At 66.0% G+C, this 20,875-nt stretch carries 25 protein-coding genes and 1 tRNA gene; 13 read left to right on the top strand and 13 right to left on the bottom strand.

Annotated elements, in window-relative coordinates; translation table 11 throughout:
* Nucleotides 1–159 precede the first annotated feature (159 nt).
* Nucleotides 160–798, top strand: a complete 639-nt coding sequence (locus XH96_RS21095) for a glutathione S-transferase family protein (protein WP_194387490.1) — start codon at nucleotides 160–162, stop codon at nucleotides 796–798.
* 126 nt (nucleotides 799–924) lie between these two features.
* Here XH96_RS21095 and XH96_RS21100 read toward each other — a convergent pair whose 3' ends face one another.
* From XH96_RS21100 to XH96_RS21110, 3 genes are read right to left on the bottom strand one after another with little or no spacing between them, the layout of a single operon-like run.
* Complete coding sequence (locus tag XH96_RS21100; RefSeq protein ID WP_035678397.1) at nucleotides 925–1,092, bottom strand: hypothetical protein; 168 nt, start codon at nucleotides 1,090–1,092, stop codon at nucleotides 925–927.
* A 5-nt stretch (nucleotides 1,093–1,097) separates the two neighbouring features.
* The gene (locus XH96_RS21105) at nucleotides 1,098–1,343 is read right to left on the bottom strand and encodes a hypothetical protein (protein ID WP_194394204.1); all 246 of its coding nucleotides are present in this window, start codon (nucleotides 1,341–1,343) and stop codon (nucleotides 1,098–1,100) included.
* Nucleotides 1,344–1,399: 56 nt separating this feature from the next.
* Nucleotides 1,400–1,654, bottom strand: a complete 255-nt coding sequence (locus tag XH96_RS21110; protein ID WP_194387491.1) for a PilZ domain-containing protein — start codon at nucleotides 1,652–1,654, stop codon at nucleotides 1,400–1,402.
* A 221-nt stretch (nucleotides 1,655–1,875) separates the two neighbouring features.
* Between XH96_RS21110 and XH96_RS21115 the strand changes: the two genes are divergently transcribed.
* From XH96_RS21115 to XH96_RS21145, 7 genes are all read left to right on the top strand, one after another.
* Nucleotides 1,876–1,950: transfer RNA gene (locus XH96_RS21115), tRNA-Glu, on the top strand.
* 119 nt (nucleotides 1,951–2,069) lie between these two features.
* The gene (locus XH96_RS21120; protein WP_246789700.1) at nucleotides 2,070–2,720 is read left to right on the top strand and encodes a hypothetical protein; all 651 of its coding nucleotides are present in this window, start codon (nucleotides 2,070–2,072) and stop codon (nucleotides 2,718–2,720) included.
* A gap of 174 nt (nucleotides 2,721–2,894) precedes the next feature.
* Nucleotides 2,895–3,515: a PilZ domain-containing protein gene (locus XH96_RS21125; RefSeq protein ID WP_194387493.1), complete on the top strand. Its 621-nt coding sequence runs from the start codon at nucleotides 2,895–2,897 to the stop codon at nucleotides 3,513–3,515.
* A 103-nt stretch (nucleotides 3,516–3,618) separates the two neighbouring features.
* Nucleotides 3,619–3,891, top strand: coding sequence for a hypothetical protein (locus XH96_RS21130; RefSeq protein ID WP_035675605.1), 273 nt, complete (start codon nucleotides 3,619–3,621; stop codon nucleotides 3,889–3,891).
* Between the two features lie 603 nt (nucleotides 3,892–4,494).
* Entirely contained in the window at nucleotides 4,495–5,535 is a 1,041-nt protein-coding gene (locus XH96_RS21135; protein ID WP_028177540.1) for a PrsW family glutamic-type intramembrane protease, read from the top strand.
* A gap of 73 nt (nucleotides 5,536–5,608) precedes the next feature.
* Nucleotides 5,609–6,187, top strand: coding sequence for an HdeD family acid-resistance protein (locus XH96_RS21140; protein ID WP_194387494.1), 579 nt, complete (start codon nucleotides 5,609–5,611; stop codon nucleotides 6,185–6,187).
* 235 nt (nucleotides 6,188–6,422) lie between these two features.
* Nucleotides 6,423–7,508: a 3-deoxy-7-phosphoheptulonate synthase gene (locus XH96_RS21145; RefSeq protein WP_194387495.1), complete on the top strand. Its 1,086-nt coding sequence runs from the start codon at nucleotides 6,423–6,425 to the stop codon at nucleotides 7,506–7,508.
* Between the two features lie 163 nt (nucleotides 7,509–7,671).
* Here XH96_RS21145 and XH96_RS21150 read toward each other — a convergent pair whose 3' ends face one another.
* From XH96_RS21150 to epmA, 3 genes are read right to left on the bottom strand one after another with little or no spacing between them, the layout of a single operon-like run.
* Nucleotides 7,672–7,926: a hypothetical protein gene (locus XH96_RS21150; RefSeq protein WP_194387496.1), complete on the bottom strand. Its 255-nt coding sequence runs from the start codon at nucleotides 7,924–7,926 to the stop codon at nucleotides 7,672–7,674.
* A 37-nt stretch (nucleotides 7,927–7,963) separates the two neighbouring features.
* Complete coding sequence (locus XH96_RS21155; RefSeq protein ID WP_194387497.1) at nucleotides 7,964–9,058, bottom strand: lysine-2,3-aminomutase-like protein; 1,095 nt, start codon at nucleotides 9,056–9,058, stop codon at nucleotides 7,964–7,966.
* Nucleotides 9,055–10,107, bottom strand: a complete 1,053-nt coding sequence (epmA, locus tag XH96_RS21160) for an EF-P lysine aminoacylase EpmA (RefSeq protein ID WP_194387498.1) — start codon at nucleotides 10,105–10,107, stop codon at nucleotides 9,055–9,057. The genes XH96_RS21155 and epmA overlap by 4 nt, the downstream gene beginning before the upstream one ends.
* Before the next feature lie 162 nt (nucleotides 10,108–10,269).
* Here epmA and efp point away from each other — a divergent pair, with 162 nt between their 5' ends.
* The 3 genes from efp (at nucleotide 10,270) to XH96_RS21175 (ending at nucleotide 13,553) form a co-directional block, all read left to right on the top strand.
* Nucleotides 10,270–10,836: an elongation factor P gene (gene efp, locus XH96_RS21165; protein WP_028177546.1), complete on the top strand. Its 567-nt coding sequence runs from the start codon at nucleotides 10,270–10,272 to the stop codon at nucleotides 10,834–10,836.
* A gap of 44 nt (nucleotides 10,837–10,880) precedes the next feature.
* The gene (locus XH96_RS21170) at nucleotides 10,881–12,482 is read left to right on the top strand and encodes a M23 family peptidase (protein WP_194387499.1); all 1,602 of its coding nucleotides are present in this window, start codon (nucleotides 10,881–10,883) and stop codon (nucleotides 12,480–12,482) included.
* Nucleotides 12,483–12,566: 84 nt separating this feature from the next.
* The gene (locus XH96_RS21175; protein ID WP_194387500.1) at nucleotides 12,567–13,553 is read left to right on the top strand and encodes a DUF808 domain-containing protein; all 987 of its coding nucleotides are present in this window, start codon (nucleotides 12,567–12,569) and stop codon (nucleotides 13,551–13,553) included.
* A 27-nt stretch (nucleotides 13,554–13,580) separates the two neighbouring features.
* Here the strand turns inward: XH96_RS21175 and XH96_RS21180 are convergent, their stop codons facing one another.
* Both XH96_RS21180 and XH96_RS21185 read right to left on the bottom strand, forming a co-directional pair.
* Entirely contained in the window at nucleotides 13,581–14,084 is a 504-nt protein-coding gene (locus tag XH96_RS21180) for a cupin domain-containing protein (protein ID WP_194387501.1), read from the bottom strand.
* A 21-nt stretch (nucleotides 14,085–14,105) separates the two neighbouring features.
* The gene (locus XH96_RS21185; RefSeq protein ID WP_194387502.1) at nucleotides 14,106–14,585 is read right to left on the bottom strand and encodes a carboxymuconolactone decarboxylase family protein; all 480 of its coding nucleotides are present in this window, start codon (nucleotides 14,583–14,585) and stop codon (nucleotides 14,106–14,108) included.
* A 54-nt stretch (nucleotides 14,586–14,639) separates the two neighbouring features.
* Here XH96_RS21185 and XH96_RS21190 point away from each other — a divergent pair, with 54 nt between their 5' ends.
* Nucleotides 14,640–15,167: a MarR family winged helix-turn-helix transcriptional regulator gene (locus XH96_RS21190; protein WP_194387503.1), complete on the top strand. Its 528-nt coding sequence runs from the start codon at nucleotides 14,640–14,642 to the stop codon at nucleotides 15,165–15,167.
* Between the two features lie 47 nt (nucleotides 15,168–15,214).
* Here the strand turns inward: XH96_RS21190 and XH96_RS21195 are convergent, their stop codons facing one another.
* Together XH96_RS21195 and XH96_RS21200 are read right to left on the bottom strand one after the other, a co-directional pair.
* The gene (locus tag XH96_RS21195; protein WP_194387504.1) at nucleotides 15,215–15,466 is read right to left on the bottom strand and encodes a hypothetical protein; all 252 of its coding nucleotides are present in this window, start codon (nucleotides 15,464–15,466) and stop codon (nucleotides 15,215–15,217) included.
* Nucleotides 15,467–15,533: 67 nt separating this feature from the next.
* Nucleotides 15,534–15,791: a hypothetical protein gene (locus tag XH96_RS21200; protein ID WP_028177553.1), complete on the bottom strand. Its 258-nt coding sequence runs from the start codon at nucleotides 15,789–15,791 to the stop codon at nucleotides 15,534–15,536.
* A gap of 148 nt (nucleotides 15,792–15,939) precedes the next feature.
* Here XH96_RS21200 and XH96_RS21205 point away from each other — a divergent pair, with 148 nt between their 5' ends.
* Nucleotides 15,940–17,169 carry a lytic murein transglycosylase gene (locus XH96_RS21205; RefSeq protein WP_194387505.1) on the top strand — a complete coding sequence of 410 codons (1,230 nt, stop codon included), beginning with the start codon at nucleotides 15,940–15,942 and terminating at the stop codon, nucleotides 17,167–17,169.
* A 6-nt stretch (nucleotides 17,170–17,175) separates the two neighbouring features.
* Here XH96_RS21205 and XH96_RS21210 read toward each other — a convergent pair whose 3' ends face one another.
* From XH96_RS21210 to recJ, 3 genes are all read right to left on the bottom strand, one after another.
* Nucleotides 17,176–17,973 carry an aldolase gene (locus XH96_RS21210; protein ID WP_194387506.1) on the bottom strand — a complete coding sequence of 266 codons (798 nt, stop codon included), beginning with the start codon at nucleotides 17,971–17,973 and terminating at the stop codon, nucleotides 17,176–17,178.
* A 97-nt stretch (nucleotides 17,974–18,070) separates the two neighbouring features.
* Nucleotides 18,071–18,880 carry an SDR family NAD(P)-dependent oxidoreductase gene (locus XH96_RS21215; protein WP_194387507.1) on the bottom strand — a complete coding sequence of 270 codons (810 nt, stop codon included), beginning with the start codon at nucleotides 18,878–18,880 and terminating at the stop codon, nucleotides 18,071–18,073.
* A gap of 90 nt (nucleotides 18,881–18,970) precedes the next feature.
* Complete coding sequence (gene recJ, locus XH96_RS21220) at nucleotides 18,971–20,812, bottom strand: single-stranded-DNA-specific exonuclease RecJ (RefSeq protein WP_194387508.1); 1,842 nt, start codon at nucleotides 20,810–20,812, stop codon at nucleotides 18,971–18,973.
* Nucleotides 20,813–20,875: the final 63 nt, after the last annotated feature.

The raw sequence follows: 20,875 nt of genomic DNA on the forward strand, positions 1-20,875 counted from the left end.
GTGGTTGTTCTTCGGCCGCTGACCACCAGGTTGAACTTTGCAATGAGAGCTCCGCCGCGTGCGGAGCTTTTTGCATGAGGGCGCGCCGCATTCGCGCATCGCTCGACGCGGCGAATTCCGCTATCACCCGCAGCTAGCGACAATGCGGGGAGACGCTTCATGCCTGAGACCAAGCCGACGATCTGGGGCCGCGCCAATTCGGTCAACGTGCAGAAGGTGCTGTGGTGCTGCACCGAGCTCGGCCTCGCTTACGAGCGCATCGATGCCGGCATGAGTTACGGCAGGACGCGCGAGGCCGAGTATCTCGCGATGAACCCCAATGCGCGGATCCCGACGCTGGTCGAGGGCGACTTCGTGCTGTGGGAGTCCAACTCGATCATGCGCTATCTCTGCCTCACGCATGGAAGCGGCACGCCGATCTACCCGGAGGCGCCGAAGCAGCGCGCCTCGGTCGACCGCTGGCTCGACTGGACGCTGTCGACCGTGCAGCCGGTCGACCGCCCGGTGTTCTGGGGCATCGTGCGCACGGCGCCCGCCGAACGCGACATGATCCAGGTGCAGCGCGATGCCGATGCCGCCGCCGAGGTCTGGGCCATCGCCGACCGCCTGCTCTCATCGCGCCGCTTCATCGAGGGCGATGCGTTCACGCTGGCCGACATCGCGATCGGGTCCTATGCGCGGCGCTGGCTCGGGGTCGAAGGCATCCGCCGGCCGGCGCAGCCACACCTCACCCGCTGGCTCGCCGAGCTCGGCAAACGGCCCGGATTTGCGCAATTCGTCGCACCGCCGATGTCGTGAGCGCCGGCAGGGTGCAAGCTGCGGCGATCGCGCGAAGAATCGTCGTGCCGGCGCAACCGTCCGGCGCCACGGCAGCGCTTGACGGCTACTGTGCATGGGGTTGTTTTCGCAGTTTTTGTTGTGGGCCTAGCGCCAGCCGCGCTCGACCAGCAGGACGGCGATGATGAGCACCAGCGTCACCACGGCGGTCGCCAGCCGGGCCGTCCAGCTCAGGCCGCGGCCGACCCACCACAGCAGCGCGCAATACATCATGATGGGAACGATGAGGTCGAGCCGCAGCAGGTCCGCCGGCATGGCCCTTAGCGCCTGACGCTGGTGTCGATGCTGATCGAGCCACCGACCTTCACGCAGGTCCCGGTGCCCTCGACCATGACGAAGCGCGGGCCGTAGGAGGCGCAGGAGCCCGCTCTTGCCTTTCCGGCGGCGCTTTTCAACGGCAGGGCATTGCCCGCTTGCTGCCGTTCGGCAGGCGCGAGGCGGAGGCTCTCGGCCGCGGCCGCAGACGTGGCCAGCAACGAGATCAGGATGAGGAGCGGCGTACGCATCGCCGCCTTGTAGCCCGGACCGGCGGGACGCGCCATCGGGGCGTTCGCGTCCGCGATCAGATGAACCTGACGCCGGCCGACTTGCCGCGGCGCCAGACCACCTGGCAGCTCCGCCCGGTGCGCGCGTCGCGCGCGAAGGCCATCCGGATCACGCCCGGAAGCTGGCTCGCGTCCTCGTCCAGCGTGATTCTCGCGCCCGTGTCGGAGATGTCCTGGACCAGGCAATGCCGCGCGGCGAAGCCGCCGTCGAGCGTGATCCAGGCGTGCTGCGACAGCAGCTTGCGGGCTGCGCGCTTTTTCGGCGGAGGCATTTGGAAAATCTCCCGCTCCAGCGCTACGCAGGGAACCCTAAGAAACCGTTGAAATCGCCCCCGATGCCCTCCCGGCCCGCGCTATCCACGGGCGCCAAAACCGTTCCCGAACGGCTTGCCCGGGAGCGCAAACGCCACTATACGTTCGCCCGCTGCAAGCCGCCGGGCGCTGTTCGGCCGGCCAGCGGCCGTGCCGCGGCAAGCGGCGGGGCCCTGCGTTTGCTCCCTTCGTCTATCGGTTAGGACGCCACCCTTTCACGGTGGAGAGAGCGGTTCGATTCCGCTAGGGAGCGCCAGCTGCGCTGGTGGCTCGCCAAAGGCGACAAATCCACCGCCGCGGCATGAACTCCCCGCCTCCGCCCTCCGACCAATCTCCGATCGGAACCGGTACAGGCCCATGGAGCCACGCGAGACCATGCCCAACAGCCATTCCGGCGCTGCCCCGCAGCCGCCGGCCTGGATGCATCGCGCGGCACCCCATGCGCCGGACCGGCGCGCCAGGATGCTCGCGCACATGACGCGCGCCAGATCGCTTCCGCAGCGCCTGGCCGCGGCTGCGCAGCCCAAGACGCAGCCCCGGACATCGTCGCCGCTCGCGGCGGGCATGACGATTTTCGGTGATGCCTGCGGCTACGCAATCCTGTTCGGCCTCATTGCGCTCCTGTTCCAGTCCAGCGTTCCTCTCTACCTCGGCGCGTTTCTCTTCCTGGGCGACGGCACGCGCATCGAAAACGCGCTCGGAGCGATCGGGATCAGATTCGTGCCCGATACGATCGGCCCCGAGATCGTCAAGGGCTCCGTGTTCTGGTTCGCCTGGATCGCGCTGCTCGTGTCCATGAGAAGCTCCGTCCCCGCCGTTCTCGCCGCGTGGATGCCACCGGCCGCCTCATGGTTTTGGATCGCCGGCATCGCTCTCGCGCTCGCCACTTTCGATGCGCTCGCCGCGCTGACGATCCGGCGCGCAGGTCCGTGGTTCAACTTGTCGATCAGGCCGGACGGCCTGGCCTGGACGACGATAAAGACCGTCCTTCTCGTCGGCGTGTTGGTGCTGCTCGGGCTGGTCTGAACGCCACAGATTCCGCAGCGACGATGTTGCGACCTTACGCCGCGAGCCATCACTCAACTCTGGTCTGCGCATTTACCGGAAATTTACCCCTGCTCATGAGTGCCGGTGTCAATTGCTTAGAGTTTGGCCGCTACGCGTGGAACTACGGGAATCATCCAAAACAGATCGGCGCTCATGTCCGTCGAAGAGTTCCTCCGGCAACGGGCAGTGGACGTTGCCGTGAGCGGCAGCTACTCGCTGCCTCGCTGGTACGATTGCGAGGGCAAGCTGCGCAGCTTCGCCTGCCGGACCAAGCGCGTCTCGCCCTTCCGCATGATCGTGGACGTGCCTGTCGTCGGCAAGGTCGGCGAGCGCGTGACCTCCTACTTCCAGGATTTCGGCGAATTCCAGTGCACCATCAGCGCGACGCTGAAGGCAGGCTTCCTGATGGAGCTCGACATGACGCGGGCGCGGCGCGCCTGGATGTCGGAAAAGCTGACCTGGCTCGAGAAGAAGCAGAAGGATGCCAGCGTTCGCGAGCTGCGGCGTGACGCGCGCTTCGTTCCGCAGGTCTCGCACACTGTCCTGACCCTCGCGGACGGGAGCGCTCATTCCTGCTTCATCATCGACGTCTCGACCGCTGGCGTCGCGGTGTCCTCCGAGTTCGATCCGCCAGTCGGAACCCCGCTTGCGGTCGGCGCCTGCGCCGGGCGGGTGATCCGCAAATTCGCGCATGGCTTTGCGGTCAAATTCGCCGAGAGGCAATCCCGGGACGACCTCGTCCGCCTGATCGTGCGCTCATCGCAGCCGGCCTGATCCACCGCATCGCTGCCCTATCGCGGCCAAAATGCGGTATCAGCCTATGTAGGTCTGTGCCTCGGGCCGGACGTCATGTGCAGACTTGCGCTCGGGGGACCGAATGGCAGTCGACAAGATCACAGCTGATAAAATCACGGTCGATAAGATCACTTGGGACAGGGTCGGCCGGGTCACCGAGCCCGGCCGCTACATGTACACGTTCGGCTGGCTCACCATCACCGCCGGCGATATCGAGATCTGGAAGCGATACCCGCAGGCCGCGTTCACCCTGCTGGCGCAACCGGCCGATCCGGACGCATCGATCGGCGAAGAATTCCACCTCGGCGCCTTCGACGTCGCTCCCGGCGCGCCGCCGCCGTTCACCACGCATTGAAGAACGACTTCGGGACCGCCGAGTCGCTGCCGCGCAAGCGGCATTTCCTGTCATGGACGGCTACGCCAGGCGCGGCCGGCGCGGGAACGTCTGGCATGTGCATTGCTTTATCCATCGCCATGATACACATCCCTGCCGACGATCAGGCTTTCCTGCTGGTGCTCATTGTCTTCTGCCTCGGCACGTGCCTGGTCCGTGCATTCTGGGAGCTGGAGCAGATGCGGTCACGCCGGATCGCAGGCCCGCCCCGCAGGCGCACAACGAAGCGGGACTAGGGCCACGGGCCGCCGCGCGCTGCCTTGGACAGGCCATCCCGCCCGCGAATCGGCTGCCGCGACAGGTGCGCAGTGAATCGAAGAAACCTGCGCATTTCCTTGATCTGGCTTGCCAATCCCGCCCCGACATCCGACGCACGGTCGCTGCCATGGATGACGAGCATTTTTTGTCATGCAATTGATTGCGCTTGTATTCTACTTCCTCCCGGGCGACGGGAATGAACGGCAGCTGTCGCCGGCGTTCAGCGAGCCGACAGCAGGCGCATGACACATGGTCGCATCGGCCCGACGTAGATAAGCGGATCAAGGGAACCTATTTTCGGCGCCAATGTACCTGATCGAAGCGCTCCCCACCGTCATTGGAACTGCGGCCATCGCCCCGGCGCTGCTGATGCTGTGGCTTGTCATTGCTGCTGAAGAGCGCCCTGGCCCGCCGGCCCAGGTCTGGACTGCCTTCCTGCTCGGCGCGGCCAGCATTTCTCTCCTGGGCCTTGCCCGCGCTCCCTTCGCCAAGATGGTCGCGGCCCCCGACGACCCCTGGGCGGCGCTGGCCATGCATTCGATCTTCGGCGTCGCGCTGCCTGAGGAGGCGGTCAAGGTGATCGCCATCGTGCTGATTTCGTCGACCAAGCGGCGGACCTTCTCCAATCCAATGGACACCGTGGTCTATGGCGCCGCGGTCGGCCTCGGCTTCGCCGCCTACGAGAACCTCGCCTATCTGGTCCAGCACGCGGAGATGTGGCGCTCGCTGGCCGCCCTGCGCAGCGTGCTGACCGTGCCCTTCCACGGCGCACTCGGCATCATCGCGGGCGCCTACCTGACGATCGCACGCGCAGGGACGGCACTGGGCGCGAACCGCCGCCATCGCGACTGGGCACGCCTCTCCAGCCGGCTATTGATCTTCGCCGCCCCGCTCGCGCTGCATTCGGCCTTCGACTTCCCGCTGCTGGCGCTCCAGCGCATGCCCGATCTCGATCCGACGCTCCGGATGTGGCTGGGCGCCGCGAGCCTCCTGGTCGGCTTCGGCTCGATTGCTTTCGCCATCCGCCTGGTCCGGCGCGTCGCGCGCCACCATGCGCCGCGGACCGATGTCGCGCGCGAGCGGCTCAGCCAGCTCCGCCGGATGTGGGCGCTGCTGCTGGCCGGCGGCGGCATCGGCTTTCTGGGGCTCGCCTTCGTGCTGACCTCGATCCATCACTGGCTGATCAATCCCGAGCGCAACCTGACGCTGGCGCTGATCCCGATTGGTTTCGTCTCGATCCTGCTCGGCCTCGCGCTTCTGATTGTCACGACGGCGATCTACATTCTCGGCCGCAACCGCATCCGCACCAGCGCGGAAGGCTTTTCGTCGGCGCCCGGCGGCGGCTGAGCCGCGCGATGGCAGGCGCGGTGCACACATACTAGATTGAGCGGCATGGGCTGCTGACGAGATCGAGGACTTCATGACATCGCCTGAGGAATTTTCACGGCTGCAATCCGCAATGAACCAGGCGGTCAAGACGCATTGGAAGGCCTTCCTGTTCGAGGGCATTCTGCTCGTGGTTCTCGGCATAGCCGCATTGGTCCTGCCGCCGCTCGCGAGTCTTGCGACGGCGATCTTCCTCGGCTGGATGTTTCTGATCGGCGGCATCGGCGGACTGATCGCGACCTACTGGGCGCGCAGCTCGCCAGGCTTCTGGTGGTCGCTGATCTCGGCCGCGCTGGCCGTCCTTACCGGTATGCTGCTGCTGGCCCGGCCGATGCAGGCCGTGCTGACGCTGACCATCGTGCTCGGCGCCTATTTCCTCGCCGAGGGCGTCGCCACCATCATGTACGCGCTGGAGCACCGCCGCGAGCTGAGCGGCCGCTGGTCGTGGCTCCTGGTCTCCGGTCTCGTCGACATCGCGATCTCGTTCATGGTGATCACGGGACTGCCAAGCTCGGCGGACTGGGCGATCGGCGTGCTCGTCGGCATCAACCTGCTGTTCGGCGGCGCCTCCCTGATTGGAATGGCCTTGGCCGCACGCAAGAACGACACCTGAGACACGCCCGTGGTCCTTGTGCCGTTTTGGGGGGTGACAACCCGCCAGCGGCAGGCTATATGGCCAGCCATGATCACCGTCGCCACCAGTTATTTTTGGTACTTTAGCTACGACAGCTCGCTGGCGGCGGGAGGATCGCGCTCAATCTGACACATTGCAGCAAACGTCCGAACAAGCCGCCAGACCTGGCGGCTTTTTTATTGGCCGGCAGGTTCTAAACAGACAGGAGCCCGCCGTGCTGAGCACGACCGACGATCTTCGTATCCGCGAACTGAAAGAACTGAGCACGCCGGCAGAGGTGATGCGGGAGGTCCCGCGCACGCTCACCGCGACGCGCGTGGTGATGGCCGCCCGCAATGCCATCCACGCCATCCTGAGCGGCCAGGACGACCGCCTGCTGGTCGTGGTCGGCCCCTGCTCGGTGCACGATCCCGAGGCCGCGCTCGACTACGCCGAGCGCCTTGCGCGCTTGCGCGAGGACCTTGCCGACCAGCTCGAGATCGTGATGCGGGTCTATTTCGAGAAGCCGCGGACCACCGTCGGCTGGAAGGGCCTGATCAACGACCCCAATCTCGACGGCAGCTTCGACATCAACAAGGGCCTGCGGCTGGCGCGCAACGTGCTGTCGGCCGTGAACAATCTCGGTCTGCCCGCCGGCACTGAATTCCTGGACATGACGACGCCGCAATACATCGCCGACCTCGTCTCCTGGGCGGCAATCGGCGCGCGCACGACCGAGAGCCAGATCCATCGCGAGCTGGCCTCGGGGCTGTCCTGCCCGGTCGGTTTCAAGAACGGCACCGACGGCAACGTGCGGATCGCCGCGGACGCGGTAAAGTCGGCCTCGCACCCGCATCATTTCATGGCGGTGACGAAGCTCGGCCGTTCGGCGATCGCCTCGACCGCGGGCAATGAGGACTGCCACATCATCCTGCGCGGCGGCAGCAGGCCCAATTACGACGCGGCAAGCGTTGCGGCCGCCTGCAACGAACTGACCAAATCCGGCGTCGCGCCGCTCGTGATGGTCGATGCAAGCCACGCCAATTCGAGCAAGAAGCCGGAGAACCAGCCGCTGGTGATGGCCGACGTCGCCGGTCAGATCTCGGGCGGCGAAAGCCGCATCATGGGCGCGATGATCGAGAGCAACATCGTCGCCGGTCGCCAGGACGTGGTGCCGGGCAAGCCGCTCACCTACGGCCAGAGCATCACCGACGGCTGCATCGACTGGCCGACCACGGCAGGCGCGCTCGAGCAGCTCGCCGACGCCGTCGAAATCCGTCGCAACACCCGGCACGCCGGGCGGCACGAACGATCGGCCTGAGAAATCACGAGGGCCAAAGCATGATCCGGAAAAGTGCGCAGCGGTTTTCCGAAAAGACCATGCTTCAACAACAACCTAAAGCGCGATGACGCTTCATCCTGATCGCATCGCGTTTCAGGTTGGCCCGCTCCTGACCTCTCCCCGACGGGGGAGGTCAAAGCGATCAGCAGCCGCGGCAGATGCTCTTGATCTTGCGATCGAGCTCCGCATCTTCCTTGTTCGCGGCGGTGTTCGGATCGCTCAGATTCTTCTCGCTCGGCACGTCAGCCGCACGCGGCTGGCGGTGACCAACGGGCGCCGGCCACACCGTTCCACGGCTTGCACCGGTGGAGGTCGATCCCTTCGAGCCGTTGGGCTGCGCAACCGCCGCGCCACAAAGCAAGACCACGAGCGATGCTGCCACCATGATCTTCTTCATTCTCAGTGCTCCATTCTCAAAACCGGCGCGCTCCCGCTCAGGTCTCGGGCGGGTAAAGATGAACGTCGCCGCAATAATCGACAATACGATAGCGCGTTTCGGCTCCCGCATCACCCGCATCGGGTGCGGTATTTTGCGGCGCCAGGACGTAACCTGGCCCCACCGGCGATTTGCCGGCGCCGCCGGGAATGTCGATGACATAGTCCGGCTGACACAGCCCTGACACCCGCCCGCGCAGCTGCCGCATCAGGTCCTGTCCCTCCGCCAGCGTCGTTCGCAGATGCGCGGTGCCCGGCGCGAGATCGCCGTGATGCAGATAGTAGGGCTTGATCCGGCATTCGACGAAAGCTCGCATCAAATCCGACAGAGCGGCGATGTTGTCATTGACGCCGCGCAACAGCACGGACTGGCTCACCAGGGGAACTCCCGCGTCGACGAGCCGTGCGCAGGCAGCACGCGCGGGCGCTGCCAGCTCGCGTGCGTGGTTGGCGTGCACTGCCAGCCAGGTGGTCGCGCCCGCGACCTTCAATGCCGCAACCATCTCCTCGCTGACGCGCGCGGGTTCGGCCACCGGTACGCGGGTGTGAAGACGGATGATCTTGACGTGATCGATCGCAGCCAGTTCGGCCATGATCTCGTTCATCCGCCGCGGCGACAGCATCAGGGGATCGCCACCGGTCAGAATCACTTCCCAGATCTCGTCGTGTGCCCGGATGTAGTCGATCGCCGCGCTATAGGCGCTGTCCGATAGCGCATTCTCCTTGCCGGGCCCCACCATCTCGCGGCGGAAGCAGAATCGGCAATAGACCGCGCAGACGTGAACGAGCTTGAACAACACGCGGTCGGGATAGCGATGCACGATTCCGGGAACTGGCGAATGCGGGTGGTCGCCGATCGGATCGGCATTCTCGCCCGGCCTCAGGTCCAGCTCGGCTGCGGTGGGAACGAATTGTCGCGCGATGGGATCGTCGGGATCGCTGGTGTCGATCAGCTCGATCAGCGACGGCGTGATCGCCACGGCATAGCGCGCGGCAACGCGTTCGAGCGCCGGCAGCGCCGCTGCGGGGGCAAGCCCCTCGGCGACGAGCTCGGCAGGCTCGCGCAGAGTGCGCACAAGGTTCGTCTTCGTCATCTCTCATCCGCAGGCGGTGTCCACACCACCTGATCAATCCGTGTTGCGCCGCTCGCCAGCATGACCAGCCGGTCGAAGCCGAGTGCGACACCACTCGCCTCCGGCATTGCGGCGACCGCGGCCAGAAAGTCCTCGTCGAGCGGATAGGCTTCGCCGTAGCGGCGCTGCTTCTCCGTCATCGATTCCGTAAAGCGTTCTCGCTGCTCCTCGGCATCGGTCAGTTCGCCAAAGCCGTTGGCGAGCTCGACGCCGCACGCATAAACCTCGAATCGCTCGGCGACCCTCGGATCGTCCGCCTTCACCCGTGCCAGCGCCGCCTCTGGAGATGGGTATTCAAACAGGATGGTCAAACGCCCCTGCCCGAGATGCGGCTCGACATGCTCGACCAGGACCTTGCTGAAGATGTCGGACCATGTGTCGTCCTCGGCTACACGGACCTTGCCGCGGGCCGCCGCGGCGAGCGCGTCACGGTTACCCTCGCCACCCGAAATTGTCGACAGCAGATCGATGCCGGCGAAGCGCTCGAAGGCACCCGCGACCGTCAGGAGCTCCGGCTCGGCGAAGGGATCGGCGGTCCTGCCGCGAAAAGAAAAGGTCCCAATGCCGGTCGCCTGCGCCGCACGGGCGATCACGACGACGCAATCGGCCATGATGGCATCATAGGGGGCACCCGCCCGGTACCATTCCAGCATGGTGAATTCGGGCAGATGCAGGTCGCCGCGCTCGCGGTCCCGGAACACCCGGGCGAATTCGAAAATCCGCGTCTCGCCCGCCGCCAGCAGCTTCTTGCAGGCGAATTCGGGCGAGGTCCGCAGGTATCGGCGGGCCCGGCTGCCGTCGGGCCGCATGATCTCGGTCCGGGGGGCATGCAGATGGGTCTCGTTGCCCGGGGAGACCTGAAGGACCGAGGTTTCGACTTCCATAAAGCCTTGTTCGGCGAAAAAGGCCCGTAAAGCTCCGGTCACCGCGCCCCTGGCCTGGAGGAACGGCCGCCGGTCGAGGTGCCTGCCGGGCGACCAGAACGGCGACATCGGCATGTCCCCAGCCATCAACCGACCGCTCCAGCCAGCAGCAAAGTGCTGGCATCCAACGGCAAAATCAGTATGTTGCGGCCCGAAACGGGCGCCGAGGTCCGATTTGAGGCCCCAAGTCCCCCATCAATTTGACCACGTCCTGGCCCCCGCCGGGCCAAGCAAGCAGGAAATACAACTTTGAGAGTCATCGCCAGTTCTATCCGCAAGGGCAACGTGATCGAGCAAGACGGCAAGCTTTATGTCGTCGTGAGCGCCGAGAACATCCATCCCGGCAAGGGCACCCCGGTCAGCCAGATCGAAATGCGCCGAATCTCGGACGGGGTAAAGATCTCCGAACGCTACAAGACCACCGACCAGGTCGAAAAGGCCACGATCGAAGAGCGCAACTACACCTATCTCTATGAGGATGGCGACGGCTACCACTTCATGAACCCTGAGACCTACGACCAGGTCCAGGTCTCGAAGGACGTCGTCGGCGACGCCGCCGCGTATCTCCAGGAGAGCATGACGGTCAAGCTGTCCATGCACGACACCAACCCGGTGTCGATCGCGCTGCCGCAGCGCGTGACGCTGGAAGTGGTCGATACCGAGCCCGTGACCAAGGGTCAGACCGCCTCCTCCTCCTACAAGCCCGCGGTTCTCTCCAACGGCGTGCGCACCACCGTGCCGCCGCACATCACGGTCGGCACCCGCGTGGTGGTGATGACCGAAGACGGCTCCTACGCCGAGCGCGCCAAGGACTAAGCGGGCAATCGAGGATCGGAACAGGTACCGCCGGGGGCGAGGCAGTGGACAGGAAGAATTTCCGCTTCGTCCCGCTTCTCCTCGCGTCGCTGTCGCTCCTCGCTGCCGCGCCGGTCGCAGCGGATGAATTCCGCGGCCCCTCGCTCACGGCCCTGCGCGTCGACTGGCGCGCAGCGCTCGACCAGCTCCGTGTCGAGATCAACAGTCGCCCGCAGATTGCGGGCGACTTCATCTTTGCACCCCGCCGTTCGGTGCCGCGCTACGATCCTCGCGCGATGCCCGCGCTGGTGCAGCTCAACGCGATCTCCTCGCGCTTCTTCACCGGTATCACCCGAAGTCCCGTACCCGTGCTGCTGCCGTTCGACGCTGCCGCGTACCTCGAGGCGCAGCGCAGCGGCGCGCCGGCGTCGCTCACGCTGTCGCGCTATCAGGCAGACTTCAATCCCGTCGACATGTTCGATGCCGGTCCGGCCGGCTACAGCGCGACCTTCTCGTTCGAGCCCGGCGCCGGCGAAGGTATGCCGAGCCGGGTATTCGCAAGGCCGGTCGAGGTGCAGATCACGGGCTCGGCGCTCGTCTACGACATCGCCGATCCAGCCGGCGGCAAGGGGGAGCCAGTCAAGCCGCTCGGGGCAACCTACCCGGACCTGCGCAAGTTCATCCGGGAAGGCTATGTGCGCTACGCTTTCACCCGCTTCGGCGTCGCCTATGTGGTGTCGATCCAGTGCCTCGACAGCATTGCCAAGCCGCGGCGGCTCGCCTGCAAGGAAGCCTATCCGGTCGCCGAGCGCTTCTTGAAGGCCCTGCGTATCGCTGGTGGCCAGCGCATGCGGCCGTTGATGGACATTGCCTCCAACGTCCTCGACCGTCCCGCGGGACGTTCACCGGACTTCAGCTACCGGCCGAGCGGCAACATCATCCCGAACACCGGCTACCGCAAGCAAGGCGGCCATCCCGATATGATGGCCTATGCCCAGATCCGCTTTCCCCTCGACAAGGCGCCCGCCTTCGTACGCTCGCAATCCTACGGCAGGCGCGACAAGAGCGAAGGTCCGACCGCCTATCCCTGGCGCGACAATTTCTGCGAGTCGCGCAGTTTCGAGGTGTGGCAATGTGGCGGAGGCTACGGCCACCAGGGCGAGGACATCCGTGCCGCAGACTGCCCGCCGCCCGGTGAAGGCCGCGAGCCCTGCGATCCCAAGCAGCGCGCCGTCGTCGCCGTGCGTGACGCGATCGTCATCCGCGGAGCCAAGGACCAGGCCGCGACACTTCAAGTCAACAGCCGCACCGAGCACATCCGTTTCCGCTACATGCATATGAACCCGCACGCGTTGAACGCCGATGGCGTGCTCAATGGCCGCATCGTCACCGAAGGCGAGAAGATCGGTGTGATCTCGAACTATCTCGACCATCCGGCCGGCACGTCGATGCACCTGCATTTCGATGTGCAGGTGTTCACACGCGACGGCTGGATCTGGGTCAGTCCCTACGTCACGCTGGTCTCGGCCTATGAGCGCCTGATCCGCGCCCGCGGCCGCGAAGTCGGCCCGGAGATCGCCGGCACGGCGCAGCCGGTCGCCCATGCGCTGCCCGAGGACGTGATCAAGCCGGACCTGCGCGAGGGATCGAGCGGCGAGGACAACTGACGGCTTGCTCGCTCCCGATGCCGGGCGGCGCAAGAGCGTGTCGTCGGGCAAACCCGCCGGCTCAATGAAGAAGGGACACGGTTCATGAGTGTCGGACTGATCGGTCTTCTCGACGATGTCGCGGCGATTGCAAAGGTGGCAGCAGCCTCGCTCGACGATGTGGCGAGTCAGGCCGCCAAGGCGGGCACGAAGGCGGCAGGCGTGGTCATCGACGACGCCGCCGTCACGCCGAACTACGTCATCGGCTTTGCCTCGAAACGCGAGCTGCCGATCGTCGGCAAGATTGCGGTCGGATCGCTGCGCAACAAATTGCTGATTCTGCTTCCCATTGCCCTGCTGCTTGGCTACTTCCTTCCCGCCGCGGTCACGCCGTTGCTGATGCTGGGCGGAGCCTTTCTCTGCTATGAGGGTGCCGAGAAGGTGCTCGAAGCCGTGCTGCCGCATCATGCGCACCACCATGAAGCTCAGCTGCAGCCGATTGCGTTGAATGCCCGGTCGGTCGAGGACGAGAAGGTCTCAAGCGCCATCAAGACGGACTTCATCCTGTCGGCGGAGATCATGGCGATCACGCTGGCGGCGCTCCCGGCTGGCAGCATCTGGACGCAGGCGCTGGTGCTGGCACTGGTCGGCCTCTTTATCACCGTTGGGGTCTATGGCGTGGTCGCCCTGATCGTGAAGGCGGACGACGTCGGCATGGCCCTTGCGCGCTATGACGGCACCTCGATCATCGGCAGCGGAATCCGCTTGCTTGGACGCGCGCTCGTCCGCGGCATGCCCATCTTCCTGGCGGTGCTGAGCACCATCGGCACCGCCGCCATGATATGGGTCGGCGGCGGCATCATCCTGCACGGCATCGAGAAATACGGCCCATCCGAGGTCGGCCACATGGTCCATGCCGCCACCGGGGCTGCCGCACACCTCTTTCCCTCCGTTGCGGGCGTCATCGAATGGTCGGTCGAGGCAGCCATCTCGGGCGTGCTTGGGCTGCTTGTCGGCGCACTTGCGATTCCGGCGGTCGAATACGGACTCGCACCGGCATGGAAACGGTTGAGGCGATCGCGATCGGCCTGAACATACGGTGGCGCATTGCGCGTGCAGCTACTCGATGAACGTCGTCAGTTGCGCGCCCTCGTCTGCGACGAACACAGCGATCAACTCCGCCGGCTCCGTCATACTGGCATTGGCCGAGACCAGATGCGTCGAACCCGGCGGCTCGAAGAAGGATTGGCCCACGGCGAACGTCTCGACCGGGCCACCGCCGAGCTGCGAGCGGATCTCCCCCTTGGTGATGTAGGCGGTGACGGATCCCGAGTGTCGGTGCGGCCGCGAAAATCCGCCGGGACCATAGGACACGCGCACGATGGTGACGCGCTTGCCCGGGACGTTCGGAAGCGCGTAGGACCCGATCGGCTCGACCTTGTCGAGCGGTGAGCTCTCCGCCGCCGTGGCGCAGAGCGGGACCAGCACTCCGGATACACTGTCGATCGCCACCGGCACCGCCTTGCCGATCGCAAGCGCGCAGGCGAGCCCTGCGACGACGGCGAGCGCCGTTGAACGTGACGGCATCGGGCGCGGCACGGCAGAAAAGCTGATGGCCGTCATCGTGACCTCCCCTTGTCCCCCTCAGGATGCAGCTGCAGCGGCTGCGACCGGCCGCTTTGCCGGCGTCCAGCGAAACGCCGCGCCGAAACGGTTCCAGACGTTGATCGAGGCGACCGCTGACGTCAGGTACGTCAGTTCCGTCTCGGAGAATTCGCCAGACGCTTCCGCGTAGACCTCCTCGCTGACGCCACCGGGCAGACAGGTCAGCGCCTCGGCCCAGGCCAACGCCGCACGCTCGCGCGGCGAAAAGATCGGCGCCTCGCGCCAGACCGCGACCAGATGAAGCTTGTCGACAGGAACGCCGATCCGTTCCGACAGCAGGACGTGGTGCTGCACACAGAAGGCGCAGCCGTTGATCTGCGAGGCGCGCAGCTTGACGAGCTCGAGCAGTTGCTTGTCGAGGCCTGCCTTGGCCGCTAGCTGACCCAGCGCAAGCACCAGATCATACGCGTCCGGCGCGATCCTCTTGAAATCCTCGTATTCGCTGCGGGCATGTGCCATTGCCGTTCACCTCGGGCTGTTATAAGTATACTTATATCTTATAAGAGCTCTTACATGACACGCAAGACCGCAGCCAGCACAAGATTGAAAAACGTGCGCAACGCACCCGCGCCTGCCGGCGACACCACGCGTGTTCCCGCTCCCGGCGAAGGCAAGCGCGGCGAGCAGGGCTATCTCGGCTATCTCCTGCGTCAGGCCCATGCCGCGGTTCGCCTGACGATGGAACGGACTCTCGCCGATCTCTGCGTGACGTCGCCGCAATTTGCGGTAATGACGATGCTCAACGCCTATCCGGGCTTGTCGGGGGCCGATGTCGCCCGCCTCACTTTCCTGACGCCCCAGACCGTCGGTGTGATCATTCGCAACCTCGAACGCGACGGCGCGATTGTGATGTCACCTCATCCCGTCCACGGCCGCATCCTGCAATGGACGCTGACGCCGCGCGGCGCGACGCTGTTGAACGCATGCCGGCAGCGTGTGCTTGAATTGGAGAAGCGCCTGGCTCGGGATTTGGATTCAAAGGCGGAAACCACGATCCGGCGCTGGCTTGCCGGAATCGCGAAGGATCTGCAAAGGGACTAGGCCACCGACATTCGCAGACGTTGGTTGCTGCCGCAGTAGCAGCGCGCCTATCCGCTCTTCAACGCGTTCTTGACCTCGCCGTCGGGCCAGGTCTCGTGCGCCGCGATCACTCGCACGCGGCTTTGGTCCGCGGCATTCACCAGCACGTGCGAACTCATCGGGTCACGGCTCTGCTCGAGACGCAAGTCGGTTTCCGGCTTCCAGCTCAGCGTGGTCGCGAGGTCGCCGGGGAAAATCTGCCACTGCGATCCGTCGTCGAGTTCGACGACGTGGCTTTCCGCATGCGTGCGTATCTTCATTCGACCCCGATTCGATTTGCCGATCGTGCGAAGGAAGGCCCCGGCGTCATGCCGGGACCCTGCTCCGTCAGTCGTTGTCGTGAATGACGGTCTTGCTGCGGTTGCCGAATTCATCTTCCTTCTTGATCACCGTGGTGCGGTCGGCGGGCTCGCGTTCCCTGATGACGGTGGTGCGGTCGTGGTCGCGGTCGCGCTCACGATATTCGTGCGACTGGCCGACCGTTACGCCTGCGCCGGCCGGGCCGACGTGAACGCCGACCTCGTCGGCGAACACAGGCGCTGCGACGGCGGTGACCATGGCTGCGACAAGCAGATATTTCCTCATCTTCTCCTCCTTCCCGGTGTGTGGAGGGAATGCGGGAGTGCGACACTTGTTCCGGTGGGAACCGCCGGCGCAATCAGGCAGAATTCCCACAGCGCCGCCGTTCCAGGAACCGACTCACACGCGCCATGTTTCCGGCTAGAATGCGCCCATGACGCACGCTGATTCCTCGCCTCGTCCAACTCGCCGCGCCCTGCTCCAATCGGCGTTCGGTGCAGCCGCCTTGCTCGCCGTCCCGACGCGCGCTCTCGCCGCGCCTCCGGGATTCGACGAATGGCGCGAGAGCTTTCGCGCCCGCGCGATTGCGAAAGGCATTTCAGCCGCGACATGGCAGCGCGCGATGGGGCGGGTCGAGCCGGACATGAGCGTGTTCAAGCAGATGCGCAACCAGCCGGAATTCAACGAACAGCTCTGGCAATACATCAACCGCCGCGTCTCCGACTGGCGCATCATCAACGGCAAGATCGCGCTGAAGAACAACGAGGCGCTGCTTGCGCGCGTCGAGCGCGATTTCGGCGTCGAACGCGGCACGCTGCTGGCGCTGTGGGGCGTCGAGTCCGCCTATGGCGATCCCCTGGTGCAGCAGAACCACATGAGGCCGGTGTTTCCCTCGCTGGCCGCGCTCGCCTGGAACGAGCCGCGCCGCAAGGCCTATTGGGAGACCGAGTTGATCAACGCGCTGCGCATCGTCGACAAGGGCTGGAGCACGCCCGAGGAGATGCGCGGCTCGTGGGCCGGCGCAATGGGGCATTCGCAATGGATGCCGGAGGTCTGGCTCAATGTCGGCATCGACTATGACGGCGACGGCAAAGTGTCGCCATTCGGCAAGCCCGACGACGCGCTGGGCTCGACGGCAAAGTATCTCGTCAACCGCGGCAAGTGGCATCGCGGCGAGCATTGGGGCTACGAGGTACGCGCGCCCGGCAGCATGAGCGGAAGCCGCACCTACGCGGCCTGGCAGGCGGCCGGCGTCACCCGCGCCGACGGCCAGCCGTTTCCGCAGCCGAACGCATCCGCGCAGATGTGGACGCCGGTTGCGGGCGGGCCGACCTTCCTGCTCGGGCCGAATTTCTATTCGGTGAAGAGCTATAACCCTTCCATGAACTATGCGCTGGCGATCTGCCATCTCGGCGACCGCTGCCTGGGAGCGCCACCCTTCATCCAGCCCTTCCCCGGCTCCGAGCGTGCGCTGACCCTGGCCGAAGTGCAAGAGATGCAGACGCGCCTGACCAAGGCCGGCTTCGATACCGGCGGTACCGACGGACGCGTCGGCAACGACACGATGAAGGCGGTCAAGGATTTCCAGCAGCGCGCCGGCATCACGCCGGCGGATGGCTATGGCGGGCTGAAGGTACTGGCGAAGCTGCGGCAGGGGTCGTAGCCGGCTTCAGTGCCGGTACTGCGGCTCCTCCGCGTCGAGTTGACGGCGGATGGCGGCGAGATGCAGCCGCGCGGATTCGGCATCGCCTTCGCGCATCTGCTTGTAGGTCGCGTCCGCAATCGCGGGATCGACCGGCAGTACCTTTCGCCCAGTCGACATCGCCAGCACCTGCACCTCGGCGGCGCGTTCGAGGTAGTAGAGATCGTCCCAGGCCTCCGCGATGGTCGGCGCCAGCACCATCACGCCGTGATGCTTCATGAAGACGATGTCGGCATCGCCGACGGCGGAGGCTATGCGTGCGCCTTCACGGTTGTCGAGTGCAAGGCCGTTGTACTCGCGATCCACCGCGGTGCGGCCATAGAATTTCAGCGCGGTCTGGCCGGCCCAGATCAGGGGATCGCCCTCGGTCATCGACAGCGCCGTGGCATAGGGCATGTGGGTATGGAAGGCGACCTTGGCGCGCGGCAGGCGCTTGTGCATCTCGGCATGGATGTAGAAGGCGGTCGCCTCCGGCACCCCCTCGCCGTCGAGCACGTTGCCATGGAAGTCGCAGATCAGGAGCTTCGACGCAGTCAGTTCGCGGAAGGCGTAGCCATAGGGATTGACGAGGAACAGATCATCATGGCCCGGCACCACGGCCGAGAAGTGGTTGCAGATGCCTTCCTCGAAACCGTTGCGCGCCGCCATGCGGAAGCAGGCGGCCAGATCCTCGCGCGCGGTGCGGATCGCGTCGGTCGCGAGGTCCGGCCGGTTGGAGCGGAATGGAGCGGGCGCGGGTGAGGACGCGTGAAGGCTGTGCGCCATGGCGAAGGACACCTCTGTCGGTCGGGATCTGTCAGCCTTGTACAGGGACTGGGCTTGCGCGTCAGCCCCTGCGAACCGCCACCCTGCCCTGCACCACTCAGGCCCGCCGCGGCACGCCGCCCGCGTTCATGCCGCCATCGATGACGAGCTCGCTGCCGGTGACGTAGCGCGAGGCATCGGAGGCCAGGTAAAGCACGCCGGAGGCGATCTCCGCGGCCTGGCCGGCGCGGCCGAGCGGCGTGACGACCTTGGCGCGCTCCTCCGGATCGATCGGGGCGTTCTGGCCGGCGCCGGTCGCCCCCGTCGGGATCTTGCCCCAGATCGGGGTATCGATGATGCCGGGGTGAACCGAGTTGACGCGGATGCCGTCGCCCGCCGCCGCGCACTCCATCGCGATCGATTTGGCGAACAACCGCACGCCGCCCTTGGTCGCCGAATAGGCCGACAATCCGGGCGAGCCGCGCAGGCCCGCCAGCGACGACATCATGACGATCGAGCCACCGCCGGTCTTGCGCATCAAGGGCAGGCAATGCTTGACCGAGAGGAATACGCCATCGAGATTGATCGCATTCTGCTTGCGCCAGTCAGAGAGCGTCATGTCGACGATCGAGGGCACGGCGATGCCGATGCCGGCGTTGGACACCATGATGTCGAGCCGGCCGTAGCGCTTCGCGATGTCGGCGACGACCTCCACCCACCGCTCCTCGCTGGTGACGTCCTGCTCCAGGAAGATCGCCTTGCCGCCGGCCTTGGTGACGCGCCTGGCGAGCTCCGGGCCGCGCAGCTCGTCGATATCGGTGATGACGACCGAGGCGCCTTCGCGCGCGAACAGCTCGACGATGGCCTCGCCAATGCCGGAAGCGCCGCCCGTCACCAGCGCGACCTTGCCCTCAACCTGCCCTGCCATGTTCACTCCCTTTTTTGTTGTTTGATCGCGTTATCTTTGCGCATGATCTCCGCGCAAACGCGTACCGCGTTTGTCGCGAGGGATCATGCGTCATCTAATCACGGATGGCCCCTGGTCCGGTAGCGCGACGTCGACGACGCGAAACTGCACGCGCTCGGCGCCCTGGTAGCGGTCGACCGAGAGCGAGCCCGCGACATGCAGCTGCTGGCCTCGATTGGCGAGCAGCGCATTGCCGAGCTTCTGGCCGACCGAACGGAACGCGATGCCGTTGACCAAGGCGCCGTCGCCCGACTTGAAGCGCAGGCGCAGATGCGCCTGGCCGACCTCGTCGGCGAACACGAGCTGGTGCGCCGGCAGTGCCAGCACGGGCTCCGGATTTCCGCTGCCGAAGGGACCGGCACGGTTGAGCGTCGCCGCAAGCTCCGGCGTCACAGCACGTGCGGAGATCGCTCCGTCGATATAGAGCTCGTTGACGTGGCGCGCCTCCGCGACATCGCGCGCCAGCGCGCTTTCGAGATAGGCGCGGAATTCGGCGAGCTTCTCTTTCCGCAGCGTGACGCCGGCGGCCATCGCATGCCCGCCGCCCTTGAGCAGGATGCCGTCGGCGACCGCCTGCCGCACTGCCTTGCCGAGATCGACGCCGGCGATCGAGCGGCCCGAGCCGGTGCCGATGCCGCCGGGCTCCAGCGCAATGGCAAAGGCAGGCCGCGAGAATTTCTCCTTCAGGCGGGAGGCGACGAGGCCGACCACGCCGGGATGCCAGCCTTCCGAAGCCGTGACGATCACGGCGAGCTTGTCCTCCAGCCCGATCGAGGCCAGTGCCTCGGCTTCGGCCTGGGCTTCGGCGGCCTGCTCGATGACGCGGCGCTCGCTGTTGAGACGATCGAGCTCCGCCGCGATCCGTGCCGCCTCGACGCTGTCGCCTTCCAGCAGCAGCCGCACGCCGAGATCGGCGCGGCCGATGCGGCCGCCGGCATTGACGCGCGGCCCCAGCATGAAGCCGAGATGCCAGGCCTCCGGCGGGCCGTTGAGCCGCGCCACGTCCATCAGTGCGGTATGCCCGACATGGTCGCGCCGCCGCATCGCGATCAGGCCCTTGGCCACGAAGGCGCGGTTGAGGCCGATCAGCGGCGCCACGTCGGCGACCGTGCCGAGCGCGACGTGATGCAGCATGCCGAGCAGATCCGGCTCCGGCATCTCGGAGGTCCAGAAGCCGCGCTGGCGCAGCTCTCGGTTGACGGCGACCAGCGTCACCAGCACGAGGCCGACGGCGGCGAGATGACCGAGGCCGGAGAGATCGTCGGGTCGGTTCGGATTGACCAGCGCATCGACTTCGGGAAGGTCGAGCCCGCATTGGTGGTGGTCGATCACGACCACGGACATGCCGAGACGTTTTGCTTCTGCGAGCGGCTCGATGCTGGTGGTGCCGCAATCGACGGTCACGAGCAGCGTCGCGCCCTTCGCTGCAAGCGTCCGCACCGCCTCGGTATTGGGGCCGTAGCCTTCGAATATCCGGTCGGGAATATGGATCAGCGGATCGAGCCCGCAATGGCGCAGGTGCCAGGCGAGCAGCGCCGCCGAGGTGGCGCCGTCGACGTCGTAGTCGCCGAAGATCGCGACCTTCTCGCCCCTCGCCGCGGCATCGGCGATCCGCTTGGCGGCGGCTTCCATCTCCGTCACGGTGAACGGGTCCGGCAGCAGCTTTCGGATGGTCGGATCGAGAAAGTCGGGCACCGCGTCGATGTCGATCCCGCGGCCGGCCAGCACCCGCGCCAGCAGCTCCGGCAGCCGGTGCCGCTGCACGATGGCGAGCGCCTGCGCCGCCCCGCGCCCGTCCAGCCGGTCGCGCCAGAGCTTGTCGGTCAGCGAACGCGCCACGCCCAGGAAAGCCTGGGGGGCTTCGACGGGCAAGGCGGTGGCGGGCGGCGTCATGGCGGATGCAACTTGTTGGGAGCTCGGGGTCCAGGCGATCACGCGGACGCACGGTTACTGGCT

Source organism: Bradyrhizobium sp. CCBAU 51765, from assembly GCF_015291725.1.
In the GTDB taxonomy this organism is placed as follows: domain Bacteria; phylum Pseudomonadota; class Alphaproteobacteria; order Rhizobiales; family Xanthobacteraceae; genus Bradyrhizobium; species Bradyrhizobium liaoningense.

Excerpts from the sequence above, each read along its gene's own strand:
- XH96_RS21095 (WP_194387490.1), top strand. The coding sequence starts at position 160 with ATGCCTGAGACCAAGCCGACGATCTGGGGCCGCGCCAATTCGGTCAAC.
- XH96_RS21100 (WP_035678397.1), bottom strand. The coding sequence starts at position 1,092 with ATGCCGGCGGACCTGCTGCGGCTCGACCTCATCGTTCCCATCATGATG.
- XH96_RS21105 (WP_194394204.1), bottom strand. The coding sequence starts at position 1,343 with ATGCGTACGCCGCTCCTCATCCTGATCTCGTTGCTGGCCACGTCTGCG.
- XH96_RS21110 (WP_194387491.1), bottom strand. The coding sequence starts at position 1,654 with ATGCCTCCGCCGAAAAAGCGCGCAGCCCGCAAGCTGCTGTCGCAGCAC.
- XH96_RS21120 (WP_246789700.1), top strand. The coding sequence starts at position 2,070 with ATGCCCAACAGCCATTCCGGCGCTGCCCCGCAGCCGCCGGCCTGGATG.
- XH96_RS21125 (WP_194387493.1), top strand. The coding sequence starts at position 2,895 with ATGTCCGTCGAAGAGTTCCTCCGGCAACGGGCAGTGGACGTTGCCGTG.
- XH96_RS21130 (WP_035675605.1), top strand. The coding sequence starts at position 3,619 with ATGGCAGTCGACAAGATCACAGCTGATAAAATCACGGTCGATAAGATC.
- XH96_RS21135 (WP_028177540.1), top strand. The coding sequence starts at position 4,495 with ATGTACCTGATCGAAGCGCTCCCCACCGTCATTGGAACTGCGGCCATC.
- XH96_RS21140 (WP_194387494.1), top strand. The coding sequence starts at position 5,609 with ATGACATCGCCTGAGGAATTTTCACGGCTGCAATCCGCAATGAACCAG.
- XH96_RS21150 (WP_194387496.1), bottom strand. The coding sequence starts at position 7,926 with ATGAAGAAGATCATGGTGGCAGCATCGCTCGTGGTCTTGCTTTGTGGC.
- XH96_RS21155 (WP_194387497.1), bottom strand. The coding sequence starts at position 9,058 with ATGACGAAGACGAACCTTGTGCGCACTCTGCGCGAGCCTGCCGAGCTC.
- epmA (WP_194387498.1), bottom strand. The coding sequence starts at position 10,107 with ATGGCTGGGGACATGCCGATGTCGCCGTTCTGGTCGCCCGGCAGGCAC.
- XH96_RS21175 (WP_194387500.1), top strand. The coding sequence starts at position 12,567 with ATGAGTGTCGGACTGATCGGTCTTCTCGACGATGTCGCGGCGATTGCA.
- XH96_RS21180 (WP_194387501.1), bottom strand. The coding sequence starts at position 14,084 with ATGACGGCCATCAGCTTTTCTGCCGTGCCGCGCCCGATGCCGTCACGT.
- XH96_RS21185 (WP_194387502.1), bottom strand. The coding sequence starts at position 14,585 with ATGGCACATGCCCGCAGCGAATACGAGGATTTCAAGAGGATCGCGCCG.
- XH96_RS21190 (WP_194387503.1), top strand. The coding sequence starts at position 14,640 with ATGACACGCAAGACCGCAGCCAGCACAAGATTGAAAAACGTGCGCAAC.
- XH96_RS21195 (WP_194387504.1), bottom strand. The coding sequence starts at position 15,466 with ATGAAGATACGCACGCATGCGGAAAGCCACGTCGTCGAACTCGACGAC.
- XH96_RS21200 (WP_028177553.1), bottom strand. The coding sequence starts at position 15,791 with ATGAGGAAATATCTGCTTGTCGCAGCCATGGTCACCGCCGTCGCAGCG.
- XH96_RS21205 (WP_194387505.1), top strand. The coding sequence starts at position 15,940 with ATGACGCACGCTGATTCCTCGCCTCGTCCAACTCGCCGCGCCCTGCTC.
- XH96_RS21210 (WP_194387506.1), bottom strand. The coding sequence starts at position 17,973 with ATGGCGCACAGCCTTCACGCGTCCTCACCCGCGCCCGCTCCATTCCGC.
- XH96_RS21215 (WP_194387507.1), bottom strand. The coding sequence starts at position 18,880 with ATGGCAGGGCAGGTTGAGGGCAAGGTCGCGCTGGTGACGGGCGGCGCT.
- recJ (WP_194387508.1), bottom strand. The coding sequence starts at position 20,812 with ATGACGCCGCCCGCCACCGCCTTGCCCGTCGAAGCCCCCCAGGCTTTC.